Raw genomic sequence first — 22,603 nt, 5'->3', positions numbered from 1 at the left:
TTTTCTATTCAGCTGGTTGCTCTGAATTATTTTCATCTGTATTTGGTGTTTCATTATTTTCGCTTGAAACTGTTTCATCTTCACCTTCTTCAGAAAGGAATTGAGACTCTTCAATTTCATCGATACGCTGTAAACCAACAACTTGTTCGTCATCAGCTGTACGAATTAAAATAACACCTTGTGTATTACGACCAACGGTAGATACTTCATTAACACGGGTGCGTACTAATGTACCTTTGTTAGAGATAATCATGATTTCATCATTATCTTCAACTTGCACCGCGCCAACTACTTTACCATTACGCTCAGATACTTTAATCGATACAACACCTTGTGTCGCACGACTCTTCGCTGGGTAATCTTCAAGCAGTGTACGTTTACCGTAACCATTTTCAGTGATCGTCAATACCGGACCATCGTTCTTAGGTACGATAAGTGACACAACTTTCACGTCATCTGGCATCTTAATACCGCGTACACCTGTCGCTGTACGGCCCATTGGGCGTAACGCTAATAACTCTTCGCCGGTTTCCGCATCAAGTTTAACTTCCCCAGTTTCTGAATCACGTTGTTTTTCGTTAAAGCGTACTACTTTACCGTGATCAGTAAACAGCATAATATCGTTTGTACCATCAGTGATATCAGCACCAATCAAGCTATCACCTTCGTTTAGGTTGATTGCGATAATGCCCGAAGCACGCTGACGACTGTATGCCGTAAGTGGTGTTTTCTTAACTGTACCGTTCGCTGTTGCCATTAATACATATTTATCTGCTTCATACTCGCGTACTGGTAAGATAGTTGTAATACGCTCATCAGCTTCAAGTGGTAGTAAGTTAACAATTGGCTTACCACGTGCAGCGCGACTTGCAAGTGGTAACTGGTACACTTTAAGCCAATATAAACGACCTGACGTAGAGAAACATAAAATGGTGTCGTGGGTGTTTGCAACTAATAGACGTTCAATGAAATCTTCATCTTTCATCTTAGTTGCAGATTTACCTTTACCGCCACGACGCTGCGCTTCGTAATCAGAAAGCGGTTGATACTTAACGTAACCTTCGTGAGACAGCGTTACTACAACGTCTTCTTCATTGATTAGGTCTTCAAGGCTAATATCGTGTGCAGCTGCTGTAATTTCAGTGCGACGCTCGTCGCCAAAGTTTTCTTTAATTTCAACGAGCTCTTCACGAATAACTTCCATTAAACGCTCAGGGCTAGAAAGAATAAAAAGTAGCTCAGCGATTAGATCTAATAGTTCTTTATATTCATTTAAGATTTTCTCGTGTTCTAAACCTGTTAGCTTATGTAAACGTAGGTCTAGAATTGCATTTGCTTGTGCTTCTGACAAATAGTATTGGCCATCGCGAATACCTAAATCTGGTGCAAGCCATTCAGGACGAGCAACGTCGTCTTCACCTGCTTTTTCAAGCATGCCTTTAACGTTACCAAGTTCCCAGCTACGAGAAAGTAAGGCTATTTTTGCTTCTTCACGAGTTTGCGAACGGCGAATAACCTCGATAATTGGGTCGATATTCGCAAGAGCGATTGCTAAACCCTCAAGGGTATGCGCTCTGTCACGTGCTTTACGTAGTTCGAATACTGTACGACGCGTTACAACTTCACGACGGTGTGTAACAAATGCTTCAAGCATTTCTTTTAGGTTAAGTAATTTAGGTTGACCATTATCTAGCGCAACCATGTTCATACCGAACACTGTTTGCATTTGTGTTTGTGCATACAGGTTGTTTAAAACAACTTCGCCTACTTCACCGCGTTTAATTTCGACAACAATACGCATACCGTCTTTATCAGACTCATCACGCAGTGCACTAATGCCTTCAATTTTCTTGTCTTTAACAAGTTCAGCAATCTTTTCAATTAAGCGTGCTTTGTTAACTTGGTACGGGATTTCGTGAACAATAATTGTTTCTTTACCCGTTTTTTCGTTAACTTCAACTTCTGCTTTGGCGCGGATATAAACTTTACCACGGCCAGTTTTATACGCTTGCTCGATACCTTTTTTGCCGCTGATGATACCCGCTGTTGGGAAATCAGGACCTGGGATATAATCGATCAGCTCTTCAATTTGAATTTCTGGATTTTCAATAACCGCTAAACAGCCGTTAATTACCTCAGATAAATTGTGTGGCGGAATGTTGGTTGCCATACCAACCGCGATACCTGATGAACCGTTAACAAGTAATGCAGGAACACGCGTTGGTAAAACGGCAGGTATTTTCTCGGTGCCGTCGTAGTTGTCTACGTAGTCAACCGTCTCTTTTTCAAGGTCCGCTAATAACTGGTGCGCGATCTTTGCCATACGTACTTCGGTATAACGCATCGCAGCAGCGCTGTCGCCGTCTACCGAACCGAAGTTGCCTTGACCATCAACTAACATGTAACGAAGTGAGAACGGCTGAGCCATACGTACAATCGTATCGTAAACTGCGCTATCACCGTGTGGGTGATATTTACCGATTACGTCACCTACAACACGTGCAGACTTTTTATAAGGTTTGTTCCAATCATTATTGAGTTCATTCATTGCGAAAAGTACGCGGCGATGAACTGGTTTTAAACCATCTCGTACATCAGGAAGCGCACGTCCTACAATTACGCTCATGGCATAATCGAGGTATGAATTTTTTAATTCATCTTCAATATTGATTGGAAGGATTTCATTGGCGAGATCTGTCATCCGATTTCTCTTCCTTCAATCGTGTATTAATTCAGTTATTATTTTTATAACCAAAGCATGCTAACACAAAAAATCATTATTTACAGGTTGTAAGCGGTAGTCTTTTTATAAAAAATCCCTTTATAATGCCCTCAAATCACTCTGGATGCTTTTTATGACCGTTCAACAAAATGTAGATGCAAGTGAAATTGCAAAATTTGAAGCCATGGCCGACCGTTGGTGGGATCTTAATGGCGAATTTAAACCGCTACACGAAATAAACCCGCTTCGTTTAGACTTTATTAACTTATATAGCCAAGGCATTTTCTCAAAAAATGTATTAGATGTTGGCTGCGGTGGCGGTATTTTAGCTGAAAGTATGGCTAAGCTAAGCGCGCAAGTGACGGGTATTGATATGGGTGAAGAGCCCTTAAATGTTGCTAAATTACATGCATTAGAAGTGGGTGTTTCCCTTAACTATGAAAAAGTGACCGCTGAAGCGTTTGCCGAGCAAAACCCTCAGCAATTTGATGTTGTTACGTGTATGGAAATGCTTGAGCATGTACCGGATCCTGAATCGGTAATCGCATCATTGGCAACATTGGTGAAGCCTGGTGGTCATGTATTTATGTCAACGCTTAATAAAACACTTAAAGGGTATTTATTTGCCATTGTCGGTGCCGAGCACTTACTTAAGATTGTGCCAAAAGGCACGCACGACCACGACAAATTCATCAAGCCTGCGACTTTGATTAATTGGGCTGAAAAATACGGCCTTAAAGCGCGCATTATGAAGGGGTTAAGTTACAATCCACTTGGTCAAACTTATAGTCTAACTAATGATGTATCAGTTAACTATATGATCCATTTCGAAAAGTTAGCATAAAATGTATCAAGCAGTATTGTTTGATTTAGATGGCACCTTAATCGACAGTGCGGATGATTTAGGTGCTGCGCTTAACTTTGTGTTGGCCAAACATAATAAACCGACGGTAAGTGCAGAAACATATCGTACGCAGGCCTCTAACGGTACGCTTGCATTACTCAAACTTGGTTTTGGTGATGAATGGCAACATTTCTCAAACGACGAACAAACACATTTAAAAGAAGCGTTTCTTACTTTTTACGCAAACAATTTATGGTGTAAAAGCAGTTTTTACCAAGGTATTGTGCCACTAATTACGTTTTTAGATGAGCACGCAGTTCCTTGGTCGATTGTGACAAATAAACCAAAGCACTTAACTAATCCCCTTGTTGCGCAAATAACACAATTTGCAAACTGCAAAAATATTGTATCGGGTGACACACTTGAACGCGCCAAGCCCTACCCTGAACCATTGCTTTACAGCTGTGAATTAATGAAGGTTGACCCTAAATGTTGCATTTATATCGGTGACGATGAGCGCGATATCATTGCTGGCAAATCTGCGGGGATGAAAACAGCTTCGGCGCTTTGGGGATATTTAAATGGCAACCCTGTTTCAAGCTGGCAATCTGACTTAAGTTTTACCAACGCCTGCTCACTGCTTAACCATATATCTAGTTGCTATGATAAAAATTAACCACTAGATATAGTGGTTAATTTAATCTCGGACCCAAAAACAATACCTTGTGAATTTGCAACAAATAAATTTTAAATATTTTTTTTTATCGTATTTTTTTCGTTGTTTTTTCACATAGACTAAACACACTTTACTTAACAAGTTAGTGGATGCTAACAGACTAGTTAGTAAAAAATTGATCACAAATTATCTCGCTTTTCTAGGCCTTGAAAAAAGACGCATACCCCTCTATCTTGTGATCATCTGTGATGGCGACACCATATCTAGTAGCTAAGCGAAAAACGAGCACTAGTGGTAATTTCGCCTGAGCCGTGCGCTTAAATAATAGGACAAAAGTCCAGTTTAATATTTCGACATAATAAAAATTTTTTGCTCGTTTGAAGGAAATTGCAGGCATAACTATGAACCAAGAGCTTTCAGTCAGTAAACGTGACGGTCGCAAGGAACCGCTTGACCTAGACAAAATTCACCGCGTTATTGCATGGGCAGCAGAAGGCCTAAATAACGTATCTGTATCGCAAGTAGAACTAAAATCACATATTCAGTTTTACGACGGTATCCGTACAGAAGATATTCACGAAACCATTATCAAAGCTGCAGCTGATCTAATTTCGAAAGAAACACCGGATTATCAGTATCTTGCTGCGCGTTTGGCAATTTTCCATTTGCGTAAGAAAGCCTATGGTAAATTTGAGCCACCTAAACTGTATGATCATATGGTTAAGATGGTTGAAATGAACAAGTATGATCCACATCTACTTGCTGACTATAGCCTGCAGGAAATTGAAGAGCTTGACGCGTATATTGATCATTCTCGTGATCTTACCTTCAGCTATGCTGCCGTTAAGCAGTTAGAAGGTAAATACCTTGTGCAAAACCGTGTTACCGGTGAGATTTATGAAAGCGCGCAGTTCCTTTATATTTTAGTGGCAGCATGTCTATTCTCAAAATATCCGAAAGACACGCGTTTAGACTATGTAAAACGTTTTTATGATGCAACATCGACGTTTAAGATCTCGTTACCAACGCCAATTATGGCGGGTGTTCGTACGCCTACGCGTCAATTCAGTTCATGCGTACTGATTGAATGTGACGATAGCCTAGATTCAATTAATGCAACGTCATCGTCGATTGTAAAATACGTAAGCCAACGTGCTGGTATTGGTATTAACGCAGGCCGAATTCGCGCACTAGGTAGCCCAATTCGCAGCGGTGAAGCATTTCACACTGGCTGTATTCCGTTCTACAAGCACTTCCAAACGGCAGTTAAAAGCTGTTCACAAGGCGGTGTGCGTGGTGGCGCAGCAACACTATTCTATCCGTTATGGCACTTAGAAGTTGAAAATCTACTGGTGCTTAAAAACAACCGTGGTGTTGATGACAACCGTGTTCGTCACTTAGATTACGGCGTTCAATTTAACAAAGTAATGTATTCGCGCTTAATTAAAGACGATTACATCACGCTGTTTAGCCCGTCAGATGTGCCTGGTCTTTACGATGCGTTCTTTGAAGATCAAGATGAGTTCGAGCGCTTATACGTACAATACGAACAAGATGAATCAATTCGTAAAAAACGTATTAAAGCGATTGAATTATTCTCTATGTTTGCCCAAGAGCGTGCGAGCACAGGTCGTATTTACCTACAAAACGTAGACCACACAAATACTCATAGCCCGTTTGATTCAAAAGTAGCACCAATTCGTCAGTCTAACCTGTGTCTAGAAATTGCGCTTCCTACTAAGCCATTAAAACACGTAATGGACGAAGAAGGTGAAATTGCGCTGTGTACGCTTTCTGCGTTCAACCTAGGTGCGATTAAATCACTTGATGAATTAGACGAATTAGCAGAACTTGCTGTACGTGCACTAGATAACTTACTCGATTATCAAGATTACCCTGTACCGGCTGCATATAACGCAACTATGGGTCGTCGTACGTTAGGTATTGGTGTAATTAACTACGCTTATTACCTTGCGAAAAACGGTGTTAAATATTCAGACGGATCAGCAAACGCGTTAACTCACCGTACATTTGAAGCAATTCAATATTACTTAATGAAAGCGTCAAATGAACTTGCTAAAGAAAAAGGCGCATGTCCTAAGTTTAACGAAACAACGTATGCAAAAGGCATTATGCCAATTGATACCTACAAGAAAGATCTTGATGCGGTATGTAATGAGCAATTGCACCTTGATTGGGATAGCCTACGCGACAGCATTGTTAAACACGGTATGCGTAACTCAACGTTATCTGCGCTAATGCCATCAGAAACGTCATCGCAAATCTCTAACGCAACCAATGGTATTGAGCCACCGCGTGGACACATCAGTGTTAAAGCGAGTAAAGACGGTATCTTAAAGCAAGTTGTTCCAGAGTACGAACGTTTACAAGATGCATACGAGTTACTTTGGGATATTCCAAGCAACGATGGTTACTTGCAATTAGTGGGTATTATGCAGAAGTTTATCGACCAAACCATTTCTGCTAACACGAATTATGATCCAAATAAGTTTGAAGGCGGTAAAGTTCCAATGAAGCTATTGCTTAAGGATTTACTGACTGCATACAAACTTGGTGTTAAAACACTTTACTACCACAACACCCGTGATGGTGCATCGGATTCACAGGACGAGCTTAAGCCAGAGCCTGAAGATGACGGCTGTGCAGGCGGCGCGTGTAAAATCTAAATCCCAGCGGGCAAAGTATACACTCTTTGCCCGCTAGTTTGTTTTCTCTAGAGTTAATAATAATATGTCGTATTCAACATTTAGTCGCGAGCATAATGACCAACTAAAAGAACCTATGTTCTTTGGACAAACTGTTAATGTTTCGCGCTATGATCAACAAAAGCACCCTATTTTTGAAAAGCTAATTGAAAAGCAACTTTCGTTCTTCTGGCGTCCAGAAGAAGTTGACGTAAGCAAAGACCGCATCGACTTCGAAGGTTTACCAGAACACGAAAAGCACATTTTCTTGAGCAACTTAAAATACCAAACATTACTTGATAGTGTACAAGGTCGTTCACCAAATGTTGCGTTACTCCCTATCGTATCAATTCCAGAACTTGAAACTTGGATTGAAACGTGGGCGTTCAGTGAGACAATTCACAGCCGTTCGTACACCCACATTATTCGCAACGTAACAAAACAGCCAGAACTGATTTTTGACGACATTGTTACCAATGAAAAAATTGCAGAGCGCGCAGAAGAAGTTACGCGTTACTACGATGAACTAATCAGCTTAACGACGATTTACAACGAATACGGTGAAGGCAAACACCAAATTAACGGTGAAGAAGTAAAGATCAACTTATTCGATCTTAAAAAGAAACTGTACCTTTGCATCATGTCAGTAAACATTTTAGAAGCAATCCGCTTCTATGTTAGTTTTGCTTGTTCGTTTGCGTTTGCAGAGCGTGAATTGATGGAAGGTAATGCGAAAATCATCAAGCTTATCGCACGTGATGAAGCCCTTCACTTATCAGGTACACAGCACATTCTAAACATTATGCAAGAAGGTGATGACGATCCTGAAATGGCGATTGTTGCAGCGCAATGCCGCGAAGAATCGATTGCGATGTTCACCAAGGCAGCAGAGCAAGAAAAAGAATGGGCAGAATACTTATTCAAAGACGGCTCAATGATTGGCTTAAACAAAGACATTCTTTGCCAATATGTTGAATACATCACAAATGTACGTATGGCAGCTGTTGGTTTACCAACTGTATTTGAAACCAGCTCAAACCCAATTCCTTGGATCAACGCGTGGTTAGTTTCAGATAACGTACAGGTAGCACCACAAGAAGCTGAAATTAGTTCTTACCTTGTCGGTCAAATTGATTCAGAAGTAAATGCTTCTGACTTTGGTGACTTTGATCTTTGATGAGCAAAGTTACTGTTGTAAATACTGATCAGAGTCTTGAATTCGACTCTGATCAGCCAAATCTACTCACCTTCTTAGAAAAAAATAAAATCCAAACACAATTTCACTGCCGTGAAGGGTTTTGTGGTGCCTGCCGCTGTAAGCTAGTCAGTGGCAAAGTCGACTACCAAAAGGAACCGTTGGCATTTGTTCGTAAAGGTGAGATTTTATTGTGTTGCGCAACACCAGTTGAAGATATCGAAATAGACATTCCAAAGTTTTAATCCTATTTACTGCCCTTTCTGTGAATTACCGTCATCGTTTCGTAATTAGAAATAATTAATATATGTAATGATATAACAATTTATTTATTTGTGCGTGCGATGATGTTACAGTATCACATAACACGTATTTGTTTTAATCTTACTGAAGTATTCGTTATGAAAAAATCTCTCATTAGCTTAGCAGTGCTAAGCGTAGTATTCCCTCTTAGCTCACACGCAGCACAGATTTCAGGACAATTAACTGATAATTCAGGCCAGCCAATCGTTGGTGTTGCAGTGCATGTTCACGGTAAAGAAAAAACCGTTACAACCGACAATGCAGGTCAATATCAAATTGAACTGGATGCTGATAGCCAGTTACATTTCAGTAAAGATGGTTTTTTAGATAAACGTATTAGCGTTAAGAACGAAGCGCAAACAATCAACTTTGTACTAGAAAAATCATCAATTGAAGCGATCACTGTATACGCTTCGGCACTCCACAAAAGTAACCTTGAGATGGCTTCTCCGGTAACAGTGCTTGCGGGAGACGAACTCAAAGACAAATCATCTAATACACTCGGTGAAACCCTCAATAAACTGCCGGGCGTTAGCCAAACATATTTTGGTCCTGTTTCGTCATCTCCGGTAATTCGTGGATTAGATGGCCCACGTGTACGCGTAATGCAAAATGGTTTAGAAAGCAGTGACGCATCACGTGTAGGTCCGGATCATGCGAACACCAACGAAACACTAAGCGCAGAGCAAATTGAAGTACTTCGTGGTCCTGCTACATTACTGTATGGTTCGGGTGCAATTGGTGGTGTTGTTAACGTTGTTGATGGCCGCATTCCGACAACTAACTATGAATCGTTAGAAGGTGCCGTTGAATACAAACACGATACCGTTAACGAAGGCAATACAACTGCATTTGTATTAAATGGTGGTGATAACGGCTTTAACTTCCACCTAGATGGCTTAAAACGTAAAACTGAAGACACCGAAGTGCCAAAGTTTGAAGCGCATCATGAAGAGCACGAAGAAGAACATGAAGGCGAAGAACACGCAGATGAGCATGATGAAGAAGTTTTAAACTCAGTTGAAAACAGTTTTATTGATACAACTGCATTTAATTTAGGCACAAGTTATGTGAACGAACACCTAGTTGTAGGTGTTTCCTATGGCAAACTTGAATCAGATTACGGTATTCCGGGTCACTCTCATGCACATCACGACCATGATCATGGACATGAACACGAAGAAGAAAACCATGAACAGGAAGACGAGCACGAAGAACATGGCGATGTATTTGCACGGTTAACTCAAGACCGTTATCAAGCGCGTTTCACTTATAGTCTACATGATTCTATGATTGAGCGTTTTGATGTGAAACTTGGTTATACCGATTACCGCCACGCCGAGATTGAAGAAGGCATGGAAGGCACAGTATTCACCAATGAATCGAAAGAATTGCGCGCAACTGCTGAACATAACCTGTTAGGTTGGCACGGTATTGTAGGTTACCACTATTATGATTCGGATTACGGCGCTGATGGTGCAGAAGCATTTACGCCACACAGCGATACGACACAGCATGCACTTTTCGTTTTAGAAGAGAAAACGTTCGGCGATTTTCGCGTTGAATTGGGTGGTCGTTTTGAAAATACAGAAATCGATGCTCCAGAAATTCACCTGGGTCATGACGAACACGATCATGAAGCGCATGATGAAGAGGAACATCACGGTGAAGAATACGCATATGTTGGTGAATTCGACAGCGTAAGCTTATCTGCAGGAACTATCTGGAATTTCCAAGAAGGTCATTCAGTAGCACTTTCTCTCGGTCATTCAGAGCGAGCACCAAGTGCAGCTGAGCTATTATCAAACGGTCTGCATATTGCAACGAGCACCTATGACCTTGGTTTAGGCTATGAAATTGAAGACGGCGAAATTCACTTTGAGCCAGAAAACGTTGAAAGCGAAACATCAAATAATATCGATCTTACACTACGTAAGTTCAATGGTAATTTTGGCTATACTATAAACGCTTTTTATAATCAGATTGATAACTTTTATTTCCAGCAAGATACAGGCCTAGTAATTGATGCGCACCATGACGAAATGCTTTCTATGGATGAGTATTTATCGCATGGTCACGACGAAGATGAAGCGACGCGTGTTTTTCAATATCAATATGCAGATGTTGATTTATACGGTATTGAGTTTGATGTTCACTACCAAGTAAATGATCAACTGCTAGTAAAATTAATTGGTGATCATATTCGTAACGATGTTAAAGACTCATCGGAATATTTACCGCGTTTCCCGCAAAATAAATTAGGTTTTGAGGCTGAGTATGACTGGCATGCATTGCAAGTAAACTTTGCTGCTACGCATTACTTTGAGCAAGACAAGTTAGGCGCACACGAAACTCACACCGACAGCTACACATTATTTGATGTATCTGCGAAGTATAATCTTGATGTGTTAAACACAGATTCGTTTGTATTTGCAAAAGTGCAAAATATTACAGACGAACTTGCTTTCAGCCATACATCGTTTATTAAAGATATCGCACCATTACCAGGTCGCAACGTACAGTTAGGCCTACGCGTTTATTTCTAATACCCGAGAAAATACCAGCAAAAAGGGCGTATTAACACGCCCTTTTTTATTGTCTACCTGTAGTAACGTACCGATAAATCATCAATATAAACGTCATCAAACGGCATGTTGCCATATCACAAAGGGTTATTGTTTAACCTGTTAGCCGCTAAATCAATGATAGTTATCTGAAACATTCCTACAATCTGCTAAAATTCTATTAAATTTATAATAAAACCCTACCTGAGGCTTTTGTGAAAATAACAACACACCTTGTATCACTCGCAGCGCTTTGTCTTACAACAACGGTTTCTGCAAAAACACATTTCTCTGACTTTAGTGTGAGTTACTTAAACGGTAATAACTACGAAGTGGGCGACAACAAAAAACAAATCGTAACATTAGAGCACTTTGCGGTTACAAGCTGGGGAGACAGCTTTACTTTTGTTGACCGTTTGGAATCTGATAATGGTGATAAAGAAACCTACGGCGAATTTTCGCCACGCTTTAAAATCACCGACTTTGAAAACAATCCCGTTAAAGCGCTTTACGTTGCCACTACAATTGAGTATGGCACATTTTCATCCCATGATGGTTTTGGTTCAAGCTTAACAAACTACTTATACGGCGTAGGTGCTGGGTTTGATGTGCCCTACTTTGATTTCTTCAATGTAAACCTATATTACCGTAACAATGAGCATGGTGATAATAATTACCAAACAACCGTTACATGGGGTTTACCAATTGGTCCGCTTTATTATGATGGTTTTATTGATTATGCAACAAGCAGAGACAACAGTGACGCACAGATGAATTTCACGTCGCAGTTAAAATATGATGTTGCCCCACATTTAAATATCGATTCAAAATTATACCTAGGTATCGAATACGTTTATTGGCTTGATAAATTTGGTATACGTGGTGTTGACGAAAACAATGTCAATTTGCTAGTAAAATATCATTTTTAAACTAAAAAGCCCTGCATATTTGCAGGGCTTTTTATTATCACACGATAAACTTAAATGCTTACGCGCTTATAATCACGGTATTCAGGTAACCAGTAGTTCTTTTCAATTAGACTTGCTAATTTTTCGTCTGAAATCTCAAGCGCCACGCCTTGTTCAATGGCTTTTTTCGCAACGTTAAACGCAATCTTCTTAGAAAGCGATTCAACTTTTGTTAGCGGCGGCAACAAGCTACCTTCACCTGTATTTGCTCTTGGCGATTCGGCGGCCAGGGTTTCACTCGCAATCATCAGCATTTCGTCGGTAATACGCTTGGCACCCACTGCAACTACACCTAGGCCAATGCCTGGGAAAATATAGCTATTGTTACATTGTGGAATAATGTGCTCTTTGCCATTAAAGGTAACTGGTTCAAATGGGCTACCCGTTGCCACAATTGCCTCACCGTTGGTCCACGCAATCACGTCTTCAGGCATCGCTTCAACTTGTTTGATTGGGTTACTTAGTGGGAAAATAATCGGCTGCTGACTACCTTGGTGCATTGCCTTAATTACCTGCTCAGTAAATAGCCCTGGTTGACCCGATACACCAATTAAAATGTTTGGTTTTGCGCAGTTCATTACATCAAGCAAGGATGCACAATCGCCGCTGTAATTCCAATCGCTAATGGCGTCTTTTTTCTGTGTTAATACTTGTTGGAAGTCGCGTAAATCGCCCATACCTTCAGTTAATAAACCAAAACGATCAACCATGAAGATTTGCGAACGTGCCTGCGCTTCACTAATACCTTCACTTACCATTTGCGCAATAATTTGCTCAGCTATACCGCAGCCTGCAGAACCAGCGCCAACAAATACCACTTTTTGTGACGATAGCGCTTCACCTTTAACACGACACGCCGCTAATAATGAACCTACGGTAACCGAAGCCGTGCCTTGAATATCATCGTTAAAGCTACAAATGCGGTCGCGGTAACGTTGTAATAACGGCATTGCGTTTGGCTGTGCAAAGTCTTCAAACTGCAACATAACATTTGGCCAACGGCGTTTAACTGCGTTAATAAATAGCTCTAAAAACTCGTCGTATTGTTCTTGCGAAATACGCTTATGACGACGCCCCATATACATAGGATCATCCAGTAGCGCTTGGTTATTGGTACCCACATCAAGCATTACCGGTAATGTATACGCTGGGCTAATGCCACCTACAGCGGTATAAAGTGATAATTTACCAATAGGAATACCCATACCGCCAATACCTTGGTCACCTAAACCAAGAATACGCTCACCGTCAGTAACTACGATTACTTTTACTTTACCTTTGGTGGCGTTACGTAAAATATCGTCGATACTATGGCGGTCTTCATACGAAATAAATAAACCGCGGTGTTTACGATAAATATCAGAAAAACGCTCACACGCTTCACCTACCGTTGGGGTATAAATAATTGGCATCATTTCTTCTAAGTGATCACGTACCAAGCGGAAGAACAAGGTCTCGTTGGTATCGTGAATGGCACGTAAATAAATGTGCTTATTTAAGTTGTTGGTGAAGCTTTTGTACTGCTGATAACAACGCTCAACTTGTTCTTCGATTGATTCAAAAATTGGCGGCAATAAACCCGCTAAGTTAAACTGTTCGCGTTCGCGCTGGCTAAAAGCACTGCCTTTATTTAATAGCGGTGTTTCAATTAGCGTCGGCCCAGCATAAGGGATGTACAAGTAATTTTTATGTGTGTGTTCTGTCATTGTATTCTTGGTGGTGTGTTGTAATAGCTTTAATTATTAGACTAAAGTTTAAAAATGCAAAACTATAAGATAAATAACGAATAATTGAAAACATTATCTAAGTAGCAACACGTTAAAGCAATGATTATTGCCTTAAATTAACCAAGTTTAAACGTATTGCTATCAATCTATTTACTTTGCCTCAGGTTATTGTCCGAGTGCAATACCTTCGCGGCGCGGATCCGCTGCACCGATAAGTTTATTACCCTCAATCATTACCGCGTGAATGCCCGAATTTAAATCGCGAATAACGACTTTGTGACCGCGTGCTTCAAGCGCTGCTTTATAACGTGTTACATCACTTCCTTTTTCAAGTGTCGTCACACGGTTACGGTTAGTAATATTGGCAAGCGCAATCGCTTGTTGCGGCGTTAAACCAAAATCAAGCACGCCAACAATTGCTTTGGCTACATAGTTAATAATGCGTGAACCACCCGGCGAACCAATCACCATTTTTAAACTACCGTCATGATTAAACACCATAACAGGCGACATAGAAGAGCGTGGACGCTTATTTGGCTCGACACGATTAGCCACAGGTTTACCGTCAATTTTAGGATTAAAGGTAAAATCTGTAAGTTGGTTATTAAGCAGGTAACCGTTCACCATTAAACCTGAGCCAAAACCCATTTCAATTGATGTTGTCATTGAAACCGCATTACCCGCGCTATCAACAATTGACACATGTGAGGTTGATGGTTGCTCGTAATTAACCTGCGCGACAGACCAATCTTGCGAAAATTCGCCCGGCAATGCCCTACCCATGTCTTTTTCACTAATTAGTTTACTACGCTCTTGTAGATAGTTTTTATCCAACATTTGCGCTACTGGCACGTCAATAAAGTCAGGATCGGCAATATAGTGATCACGATCTGCAAACGCTAGACGTGATGCCTGAGTAAACGCATGAATTGATTCAAGTTCCCACGATGTATTAAGTGGTGCTTTATTGTTTTCAAGTAATGCCATAATTTGCAGTACAGTAATGCCACCTGAGCTTGGCGGCGCCATAGAGCACACTTTATATGTTCTATACGGTGCACATACGGGCTTTCGTTCAACACTTTTATAATTGGCTAGGTCTTGAAGGCTGATTTTACCTGGCGCAATCGATGAGTTTGTTACGGTTTCAACAAGTTGCTTTGCATTTTCGCCTTGATAAAACGCGTCGATGCCATTTTTAGCAATCGCTTTATATAAGTTCGCAAGCTTTATATTAGTTTTAACTGTGCCAGCTTTGAGCGCGGTGCCATTTGGCATAAAGTAATCTTTGGTGTCGTCAATTAAAGCAACTCCAGGGTTTATCTGCAGACTGACCAGTTTTTCAAGTCGCGGTGATACCACAAAGCCTTCTTGCGCCAGTTTTATTACGTCAGTAAATAATGTATGCCATGGTAATTTACCATAACGTCTATGCGCTTTTTCTAGCGCAGCTAGCGCGCCAGGCACTCCCACTGAACGTCCACCTACTACCGCATTAATCCAGCGAATTGGTTTGCCATTTTCATCTAAAAACAAAGATTCACTCGCATTCGCTGGCGCAGTTTCACGTCCATCAAAGCTGGTTAAATGACTATTGGCTTTATCGTAATGCATCAGAAACAACCCACCGCCAATACCAGACGATTGAGGTTCTACTAATGTGAGTACTAATTGAACTGCAATTGCGGCATCAACGGCGCTGCCACCTTTAGCTAAAATTGCGTGACCTGCTTTTACCGCATACGGGTTAGCAGCCGCAACCATAAACTTATCAGCAACAACTTGTTGCTTTTTAGTAAAGCCAGTATTTGCTTCTGGCTCACCAACGATTGTCGCGCTAACATTGAGTGAGAATAAGCTCGATGCGATAAGTATTTGTGAGAGAGTCTGTTTTAATGTTTTCATAATTAAGCAAATCTATTATTTGTGATAATCTTACAGACATTTGATATTGATTAACACAGATAGCGAATGTTAAATCTTCCAACCGATAAACGTTATATCACTGCCCCGCTTGTTCTCATTTTTGCTGCGATAATTATTTTTGCAACGCCGCTCAGTGAATTATTTGAATATAACCGAAGCTTATTTTCTCATGGTGAATACTGGCGACTTATTACTGCTCATTTTAGTCACTCAAATAGCTACCATTTAATGTTAAACTTAGCAGGCGTTGCGCTCATCTGGGCGTTACACGGTGAATATTATGATGTGAAAAAATACGCATTAGCACTTTTTTTACTGGCGCTCTACACCGGCGGTGGGCTTTATATTTTTTATCCAGAAAATACACTTTACAATGGGTTAAGTGGTGTTTTACATGGTTTAATCATTGTTGGCGCGTTAATTGACTGCCAAAAAGGTATGAAAACGGGTTATCTTTTGTTTATTGGTGTTTGGTTAAAAATTGCATGGGAGCAATATGCTGGACCAAGTGCTGAATTAGGGCAACTAATTAATGCACGGGTGGCTACCGAAGCACACTTGATTGGTGCAATATCCGGTATTTTTGTTTATGCGAAATTAAATCGTCATGCACTACGCGAAAATATCACCCAATAAAAAGGCCGCTATGCGGCCTTTTTAAATTATAACTTTTGCTCAAACAACTTATAAATACGACGGTACTCATCTAACCACGAAGAAGGCTGTTTAAAGCCATGTGGCTCAACCGGGTAAATTGCCGTTTCGTAATTTTCTTTTTCAAGTTCGATAAAACGCTGTACTAAGCGCACTACGTCTTGGAAAAATACATTGTCGTCAATCATTGGCGCATTAATTAACAATGGTTTTTCTAACCCTTCAGCGAAATAAATCGGTGAGCTGCGCTTATAGGCAATTGGATCTACATCTGGGTGGTTCAAAATATTCGATGTATACGGATTATTGTAATATGCCCAGTCCGATACAGGACGAAGCGCGGCACCCGCTTGGAATAATTCTGGGCGGGTTAACAATGCCATAAAGGTCATAAAACCACCGTAAGAGCCACCATATGTACCAACGCGCTGGTCGTTAACATTAGCGTTTTCAGTCATCCATTTTACACCATCGGCTAAATCTTCAATTTCAGGCTTACCCATATGGCGGTAAATTGCGGTACGCCAATCGCGACCATAGCCTTTAGATGCACGGTAATCCATGTCCATCACCACATAACCTTGCTCTGCGAGGAATGAGTGGAACATAAATTCGCGGAAATAACCTGACCAACCTAAATGTGAATTTTGTAAATAACCAGCACCGTGGTTAAAGATAACCGCTTTGCGTGCTTTACCTGTTTCACCTTCTTTGTAATCACGTGGATAATACACTTTTGCATAAATAGGCTGCTTAGTATGGCTTGACGGAACGGCTACAATTTTTGGCGCTACAAGTTGAGTATTTAGGAACTTATCCGATACAGTATTGGTTAAACGCGTTACCGTATCGCCATCAACATTAGTTACGTACAACTCTGGTGGTAATGCTAATTTTGAGTGTGTTAACAATAGTTTTGATTCATCCGGGCTAAGCTGGTAATCGGTCATACCGTTTAAATCGGTTTGGGCAACGCTCTCACCCGTTGTCAGATCTAGCTTGTAGATTTCATAAATGCCAGGGTGTTTTTTGTTTGCTTTATAAAAAATTGACTGGCTATTACGAGCTTGTGTTAGTTCTGATACCACAAACTGACCGCTTGTTAGCTGCTTTGCTTTACCCTTAAGCGCTTTTGTATAAATATGGCTGTAACCAGATTCCTCAGACAAATAATATAGCGTATCTGGTTGTTGATTTAACCAACCAAAATTATTGTACGTATAGTTAACCCAGGCTTTATCATGTAAGCGATGTTGCGAAACCAGTTTATTGCTTGCAAAGTCTACAGTTGCAATCCAGCGGTCTTTATTATCAAACGCTTCAAGCATCACTGCCACTTGTGAACCATCGCTATTCCATTGAATTGCATTTTGTGACCAACCCCAGTCCATCATTAAATTAATATGACGAGGTGCTTTTTCTGATTTGTATGTTTCACCTTGTGCTTTTGCGTTTTCGGCTTTTACACTTGCTAATACGTCTTCATCAAACCCTGGTAATGTATCGAATGGTAGGCTTGTTTGGGTATTTTCAGTGAGGTCAATCATTACCAACTCTGAGCCAGACGGCTTGGTATCGGCAACACGACGTCTTACTTTTTCAGCAACAATTTCACCGTTTTGACCAATGTAGTTTGGCATAATATCGCCATCATCACGCCATGGTGAACTTTTAGTAACAACTGTAATGAGTTTGTCGCCTGCTGGTGATACTACTGCACTGACAATACGATTACCTTTACCAAGGTAATATGTATCGTTCATAACGCTTTCGTTTTGCGTTTTTAATGACTCGTTGTAGGCGTGTTTATCTTGTTTGTTCTTGTGAGTTAGTGCTACGTAGTCAATGAGTTTATGTTGCTCTTTAGCAATATAACTTGTTGGCTCTTTTACGCCTTCTGGCTTATCCGCAACTTTAAGTGCTGCTATTTGTGAGCGTAGGCCCGTTTCTACATTAATTTTATAAAAATTATTGTTAACTCGATATGCAAGTTCGCCGCTAGTTAAAAACAAAAGCTGCGATGCATTATCATCGCTTAGAGTAAGTTGCTTTAATTTACCTGTTGCTTGCTCAACAGTAAAAATATTGCCTTTAAACGTATATGCTACCCACTTGTTATCTTGACTAAAGGTTAATTGTTTCGCACCGAGTGTGTGCAATTTATCAAGCGATACTAAATCACCATTGCCTTGCTGGTCCAACGTACGAGTGTAGGTATCGCGTAATTCGTTACCCGCTTGTTTGCGCGCATAATTTACCGACTTAGAATCAAACGACCAAAATGCACGCTCAGGTTGACGACCTAACCAATCTGGATGCGCCATAGCTTGTTTTAACGTAATGGTTTCTGGGCCTTGGTGAGTCGTTGTTTCAACTACTGGTGAAAATTCGTTAGCAGCTGCGATAGTAGATTGTTCAGTCGTTTTACAACCTGACAAACTAATACACGCAGTTACAGCAAGAGCAATAATAGATTTATTATACATTGTGTGTTTTTTTTGTAATTAAAATTACACTAATTTAACCAAACAATTGGCAATAATAAAACTGCGCTTAACGTTTTATTATGTGATTTTAGCGATTACATTTGTAACAAAAAAAGGCCAACAAGGTGTTGGCCGAATACTCTGCGCTAGCAATTTAGGTCGAAACGAAAAAGTAATTTCTCGTTTCAAAGTAATAGACCGTGCGACTCATTATTTAGTTCAAAATTTATTCAATTAATTTATTTTAATTTCTCAATTCCATCAGTCATTGACTACCCTTTAACTATATCCAATTTGAATAGCCTGTTATGAGCAAGTTTAGATTACGTATTTATCGCGGACCTGATAAAACAAGTTTAGCTAAATGGCTTAAACAAGATGAACTTGAAAACTGGTCACGCTATCAACACTTTTATTGTGATGGAAACGAGTCAATTATTTTGCTTGATATCGGAAGTTTTTGGCAAACCATGATAAACAATAAACAAAGTCACCATGAGCAATACTTAGAAGGACACGAACGGTTATTGCAAGGTAAATACATTACCAACAACGCAGTACCATTTTATGTTGAAATCGATATTCAATCAGAATTAAATTAAATGGTTTTATCTTTTAGGTATAATTAAACGCATAAAAAACGGTTATACACACTAACGCGTACAACCGTTTTTTTAATGCACATGCTGTGTAGTTAACTAAACAGCTTATTTAGACAATTCAACTGCACGTGCTGCGACGCCTGGATAAGCATCTTCTGGTAAATAGTTCGCAAGCACTGCAAGTTTTTTACCTAGCTCAACATTACTGCTCGCTACGACATTAATATGTCCCATTTTACGACCTGCGCGAACTGCTTTGCCGTACCAATGACTGGTTACTCCAGCAACGGATAACACATCAGCAGGAATGCTCGGCTCACCAAGCACATTGATCATCGCACTTGGCCCAATCATAGCGGTATCACCTAATGGCAACCCAGCTACTGCACGTAAGTGGTTCTCAAACTGGCTACACAGTGTGCCTTGCTGTGTCCAATGGCCTGAGTTATGAACGCGAGGTGCAATTTCATTCACCATTAATTGGCCATCAACATCGAAGAACTCAATTGCCAGTACACCAACATAATCCATCGCTGCTGATAGTTTATTAAATGCTGCTAACGCCTGGCTTTGAATTTGATCATCAATATCAGTGGCAACTGATAACGTAAGTACACCGTTGGTATGTTCGTTTTCAGTCACAGGATAAACCGCAGTATTGCCTTGCTTATCGCGTGCACCAATCACTGAAATTTCACGCTTAAACGGAATCATTTTTTCAGCAATAATGGTGTGTGGGAAATCTTCACTACCTGCAGCAATAAACTCAGCCATTTCTGACCAAATGTGATCTACATTAGAATCTGCTTTAATACGCCACTGCCCTTTACCATCGTAGCCTGCTTGACAGGTTTTGATCACAAGTGGCAGTCCTAAATCTATAATGGCACGGTCTAAGTGTTCACGCTCGGTAATAAGTAAATACGGCGCACAAGGTACATTCGCTTGATCTAATAGCGCTTTTTCGATGCTACGATCGCCGCCAGCCTTAATGGCATCTTTACCTGGGTAAAATTTGCCACTTTGACAACATAACGCTAATACATCATCAGGAATATGTTCAAACTCTGCGGTGATCGCTTCACATTCTGCGATTGCAGCAACTAAGTCTTGCTCATACACGGCAAGCGTTAGCGGGTGAACAACGTGCTTAGATCCAACATCATAGGCTTTGATATTTATATCAAGAGGCGCACCTGCCAAACTCATCATACGGGCAAGTTGGCCTGCGCCGAGAACTAAAATATTCATATTATTCTGCTGGGTTTGGATGTGCTAACACAGTGTCAGTTTGGTTTTTTCTAAATTCGTCGATTTTCGCTAGCAATTCAGGCTGCTGACAACCCAGAATTTGCGCCGCTAATAATCCAGCGTTTGCAGCGCCCGGATCACCAATCGCAAGCGTACCTACCGCTACACCTTTTGGCATTTGGCAAATTGATAGAAGTGAATCAACACCATTAAGTGCTTTAGATTTAACCGGAACGCCCAGTACCGGTAAGCTGGTAAATGCAGCTGCCATGCCCGGTAAGTGTGCTGCACCGCCTGCACCTGCAATAATTACTTTAATACCGCGCTCAGCTGCTGTGCTGGCATAATCGGCTAATAACTGTGGCGTACGGTGCGCAGAAACAACCTTTGTTTCATATTCAACACCGAATTTATCAAGCATATCTGCAGCGTGTTGCATGGTAGGCCAATCTGATTTTGAACCCATAATAATGCCAACAGTCATAGTCACTCCTCATAGTTAGGCACTCAATTCACATTAATTGCACTTTTAGATTATTAACAAGCGCATTGTGAATGTTAAAAATTGTTTTCGCGATGTGGGATTGCGAGTTGCGAATTATCCAATAATCCCTTCGTTTTCTCAATTAAAAACTGTGAATTCTCTATTCTCTAAGGTAAATTAAGTCAATTGTTTCACTAGTTAGAAAAACCAATGCCTGAATTTAAAGTGATACCACCAACGACAACTGTGTATTGTGAAAAGCGTGGTGAAGGCTGGACGCTCACAGGCATTACTGGCATTGACGAAAATGCTTCGGTAATGTTTGACGGTACGCGATATACCATTCCAGCAAAAGAAATCGTTGAAACCTTATTACCTAATCAACTAAAACGAGAACAACAAAAAGGCGCCTAATGGCGCCTTTTTCTTAGGTATTAAATCAGTGCTTATTTTAATGCATTAATACGCGCATCAAGCGGAGGGTGTGAACTCATTAAGTCCATTAAACCTTTACCAGATGCAATACCAAATGCCATCATCGACCCTTCAAGTTGTGACGGATGATTAACTTTAAGGCGCTCAAGTGCCGCACGCATTTTGTTTGCACCAACAAGGTCTGCAGCGCCTTTGTCAGCAGCAAACTCTCGTTGACGGCTAAAATACGCCACTACAAAGCTTGCTAAAATACCGAATAATACTTGGAAGATCATATCAAAGATAAAGTATGTCCAAGAACCACCCGACTCTTCTTCATCGCTATTTAAGAAGTTGTCGACAATACCTGCAAGTACCTTTGAGATGGCAATTACAAACGTGTTTACAACGCCTTGAATAAGCGTAAGTGTAACCATGTCGCCATTGGCAATATGTGATACTTCATGGGCGAGAACGGCTTCTGCTTCGTCTTGACTCATGTTGTGTAACAAACCAGTACTTACTGCAACCAGTGAATTATTTTTACTTGGACCTGTTGCAAACGCATTCATTTCAGGACTGTCGTAAATAGCTACCTCTGGCATTGCAATATTCGCTTTTTTAGCTTGCTCTGCAACACGCTCAACTAACCACTTTTCTACGTCAGAACGCGGTTGCTCGATAACATGAGCACCGGTTGATTTTTTCGCCATCCATTTCGACATAAACAGCGAAATAAACGAGCCACCAAAACCAAACAACGTGGCAATTAATAAAATGCCACCTAAGCTTCGGTGTTCTATGCCTAGTACTGACATAATGACCGACAGCACAATACCTAACACCAGCATCACCGCTAGGTTTGTAATTAAAAACAATACAACTCTTTTCATTGTTACCTCAAAATGTGTTTTCTACCGTTTTATATAGTGTCTTTTGATTACGTTTCAAGATAAATTTACAAAATGACACACATATTATTTAAAACTAAACACACCATGAAATTTACATAAAGTTACTTAGCGCGTGTTGATCTTTTTGGTCTAAATTCTGTTCAAATCCAAACTATGTTAATCGCGGCG

Annotated in this window: 17 protein-coding genes; 10 read left to right on the top strand and 7 right to left on the bottom strand. The window is 40.5% G+C overall.

Annotated features, from left to right (window positions below; all coding sequences use genetic code 11):
- Window positions 1–4: 4 nt before the first annotated feature.
- Window positions 5–2,701, bottom strand: coding sequence for a DNA topoisomerase (ATP-hydrolyzing) subunit A (gene gyrA, locus AN214_RS16465; RefSeq protein WP_054980722.1), 2,697 nt, complete (start codon window positions 2,699–2,701; stop codon window positions 5–7).
- Between the two features lie 154 nt (window positions 2,702–2,855).
- On the opposite strand from gyrA, the gene ubiG reads away from it, so the two are divergent.
- The 7 genes from ubiG to AN214_RS16425 all read left to right on the top strand — a co-directional run bounded on the left by ubiG (window position 2,856) and on the right by AN214_RS16425 (window position 11,938).
- Window positions 2,856–3,566, top strand: a complete 711-nt coding sequence (gene ubiG / locus AN214_RS16460; RefSeq protein ID WP_054980721.1) for a bifunctional 2-polyprenyl-6-hydroxyphenol methylase/3-demethylubiquinol 3-O-methyltransferase UbiG — start codon at window positions 2,856–2,858, stop codon at window positions 3,564–3,566.
- 1 nt (window position 3,567) lies between these two features.
- Window positions 3,568–4,242 (top strand): HAD family hydrolase, encoded by a 675-nt coding sequence (locus tag AN214_RS16455; RefSeq protein WP_054980720.1) that lies wholly within the window; start codon window positions 3,568–3,570, stop codon window positions 4,240–4,242.
- 401 nt (window positions 4,243–4,643) lie between these two features.
- Window positions 4,644–6,929 (top strand): class 1a ribonucleoside-diphosphate reductase subunit alpha, encoded by a 2,286-nt coding sequence (gene nrdA, locus AN214_RS16445; protein WP_054980719.1) that lies wholly within the window; start codon window positions 4,644–4,646, stop codon window positions 6,927–6,929.
- Window positions 6,930–6,993: 64 nt separating this feature from the next.
- Window positions 6,994–8,124: a class Ia ribonucleoside-diphosphate reductase subunit beta gene (gene nrdB, locus AN214_RS16440; protein WP_010560078.1), complete on the top strand. Its 1,131-nt coding sequence runs from the start codon at window positions 6,994–6,996 to the stop codon at window positions 8,122–8,124.
- Window positions 8,124–8,387, top strand: a complete 264-nt coding sequence (gene yfaE, locus AN214_RS16435; protein ID WP_054980718.1) for a class I ribonucleotide reductase maintenance protein YfaE — start codon at window positions 8,124–8,126, stop codon at window positions 8,385–8,387. Before nrdB ends, yfaE begins: the two co-directional genes overlap by 1 nt.
- Before the next feature lie 156 nt (window positions 8,388–8,543).
- Window positions 8,544–10,991: a TonB-dependent receptor gene (locus AN214_RS16430; RefSeq protein WP_054980717.1), complete on the top strand. Its 2,448-nt coding sequence runs from the start codon at window positions 8,544–8,546 to the stop codon at window positions 10,989–10,991.
- A 233-nt stretch (window positions 10,992–11,224) separates the two neighbouring features.
- The gene (locus tag AN214_RS16425) at window positions 11,225–11,938 is read left to right on the top strand and encodes a nucleoside-binding protein (RefSeq protein WP_054980716.1); all 714 of its coding nucleotides are present in this window, start codon (window positions 11,225–11,227) and stop codon (window positions 11,936–11,938) included.
- A 50-nt stretch (window positions 11,939–11,988) separates the two neighbouring features.
- On the opposite strand, the gene AN214_RS16420 is transcribed toward AN214_RS16425, so the two are convergent.
- Together AN214_RS16420 and ggt are read right to left on the bottom strand one after the other, a co-directional pair.
- Window positions 11,989–13,683: an NAD-dependent malic enzyme gene (locus AN214_RS16420; protein ID WP_054980715.1), complete on the bottom strand. Its 1,695-nt coding sequence runs from the start codon at window positions 13,681–13,683 to the stop codon at window positions 11,989–11,991.
- Between the two features lie 186 nt (window positions 13,684–13,869).
- Window positions 13,870–15,609 (bottom strand): gamma-glutamyltransferase, encoded by a 1,740-nt coding sequence (ggt, locus tag AN214_RS16415; protein ID WP_054980714.1) that lies wholly within the window; start codon window positions 15,607–15,609, stop codon window positions 13,870–13,872.
- Between the two features lie 66 nt (window positions 15,610–15,675).
- Here ggt and rrtA point away from each other — a divergent pair, with 66 nt between their 5' ends.
- Window positions 15,676–16,266 carry a rhombosortase gene (rrtA, locus tag AN214_RS16410; protein ID WP_054980713.1) on the top strand — a complete coding sequence of 197 codons (591 nt, stop codon included), beginning with the start codon at window positions 15,676–15,678 and terminating at the stop codon, window positions 16,264–16,266.
- Window positions 16,267–16,292: 26 nt separating this feature from the next.
- Here the strand turns inward: rrtA and AN214_RS16405 are convergent, their stop codons facing one another.
- The gene (locus tag AN214_RS16405) at window positions 16,293–18,770 is read right to left on the bottom strand and encodes a prolyl oligopeptidase family serine peptidase (RefSeq protein ID WP_054980712.1); all 2,478 of its coding nucleotides are present in this window, start codon (window positions 18,768–18,770) and stop codon (window positions 16,293–16,295) included.
- Between the two features lie 308 nt (window positions 18,771–19,078).
- On the opposite strand from AN214_RS16405, the gene AN214_RS16395 reads away from it, so the two are divergent.
- Window positions 19,079–19,372: a hypothetical protein gene (locus AN214_RS16395; protein WP_054980710.1), complete on the top strand. Its 294-nt coding sequence runs from the start codon at window positions 19,079–19,081 to the stop codon at window positions 19,370–19,372.
- Between the two features lie 105 nt (window positions 19,373–19,477).
- Here the strand turns inward: AN214_RS16395 and AN214_RS16390 are convergent, their stop codons facing one another.
- Both AN214_RS16390 and purE read right to left on the bottom strand, forming a co-directional pair.
- Complete coding sequence (locus AN214_RS16390) at window positions 19,478–20,623, bottom strand: 5-(carboxyamino)imidazole ribonucleotide synthase (protein ID WP_054980709.1); 1,146 nt, start codon at window positions 20,621–20,623, stop codon at window positions 19,478–19,480.
- 1 nt (window position 20,624) lies between these two features.
- Window positions 20,625–21,107 (bottom strand): 5-(carboxyamino)imidazole ribonucleotide mutase, encoded by a 483-nt coding sequence (purE, locus tag AN214_RS16385; RefSeq protein ID WP_010560067.1) that lies wholly within the window; start codon window positions 21,105–21,107, stop codon window positions 20,625–20,627.
- A gap of 210 nt (window positions 21,108–21,317) precedes the next feature.
- On the opposite strand from purE, the gene AN214_RS16380 reads away from it, so the two are divergent.
- On the top strand, window positions 21,318–21,521 hold the full coding sequence (locus tag AN214_RS16380) for a hypothetical protein (protein ID WP_010560066.1): 204 nt from the start codon (window positions 21,318–21,320) through the stop codon (window positions 21,519–21,521).
- A gap of 32 nt (window positions 21,522–21,553) precedes the next feature.
- On the opposite strand, the gene htpX is transcribed toward AN214_RS16380, so the two are convergent.
- Window positions 21,554–22,414: a protease HtpX gene (gene htpX, locus AN214_RS16375; protein WP_054980708.1), complete on the bottom strand. Its 861-nt coding sequence runs from the start codon at window positions 22,412–22,414 to the stop codon at window positions 21,554–21,556.
- Between the last annotated feature and the right edge of the window lie 189 nt (window positions 22,415–22,603).

Origin of the sequence: Pseudoalteromonas sp. P1-9 (genome assembly GCF_001399975.1) — a bacterium.
GTDB lineage: Bacteria > Pseudomonadota > Gammaproteobacteria > Enterobacterales > Alteromonadaceae > Pseudoalteromonas.
The sequence above is the reverse complement of the archived record's forward strand: the minus strand, read 5'-3'. Positions and strand labels throughout refer to the sequence as shown.

Bases quoted from the DNA above. Each gene is read 5' to 3' on its own strand.
- gyrA (WP_054980722.1), bottom strand. From the start codon at position 2,701: ATGACAGATCTCGCCAATGAAATCCTTCCAATCAATATTGAAGATGAA.
- ubiG (WP_054980721.1), top strand. From the start codon at position 2,856: ATGACCGTTCAACAAAATGTAGATGCAAGTGAAATTGCAAAATTTGAA.
- AN214_RS16455 (WP_054980720.1), top strand. From the start codon at position 3,568: ATGTATCAAGCAGTATTGTTTGATTTAGATGGCACCTTAATCGACAGT.
- nrdA (WP_054980719.1), top strand. From the start codon at position 4,644: ATGAACCAAGAGCTTTCAGTCAGTAAACGTGACGGTCGCAAGGAACCG.
- nrdB (WP_010560078.1), top strand. From the start codon at position 6,994: ATGTCGTATTCAACATTTAGTCGCGAGCATAATGACCAACTAAAAGAA.
- yfaE (WP_054980718.1), top strand. From the start codon at position 8,124: ATGAGCAAAGTTACTGTTGTAAATACTGATCAGAGTCTTGAATTCGAC.
- AN214_RS16430 (WP_054980717.1), top strand. From the start codon at position 8,544: ATGAAAAAATCTCTCATTAGCTTAGCAGTGCTAAGCGTAGTATTCCCT.
- AN214_RS16420 (WP_054980715.1), bottom strand. From the start codon at position 13,683: ATGACAGAACACACACATAAAAATTACTTGTACATCCCTTATGCTGGG.
- ggt (WP_054980714.1), bottom strand. From the start codon at position 15,609: ATGAAAACATTAAAACAGACTCTCTCACAAATACTTATCGCATCGAGC.
- rrtA (WP_054980713.1), top strand. From the start codon at position 15,676: ATGTTAAATCTTCCAACCGATAAACGTTATATCACTGCCCCGCTTGTT.
- AN214_RS16405 (WP_054980712.1), bottom strand. From the start codon at position 18,770: ATGTATAATAAATCTATTATTGCTCTTGCTGTAACTGCGTGTATTAGT.
- AN214_RS16395 (WP_054980710.1), top strand. From the start codon at position 19,079: ATGAGCAAGTTTAGATTACGTATTTATCGCGGACCTGATAAAACAAGT.
- AN214_RS16390 (WP_054980709.1), bottom strand. From the start codon at position 20,623: ATGAATATTTTAGTTCTCGGCGCAGGCCAACTTGCCCGTATGATGAGT.
- purE (WP_010560067.1), bottom strand. From the start codon at position 21,107: ATGACTGTTGGCATTATTATGGGTTCAAAATCAGATTGGCCTACCATG.
- AN214_RS16380 (WP_010560066.1), top strand. From the start codon at position 21,318: ATGCCTGAATTTAAAGTGATACCACCAACGACAACTGTGTATTGTGAA.
- htpX (WP_054980708.1), bottom strand. From the start codon at position 22,414: ATGAAAAGAGTTGTATTGTTTTTAATTACAAACCTAGCGGTGATGCTG.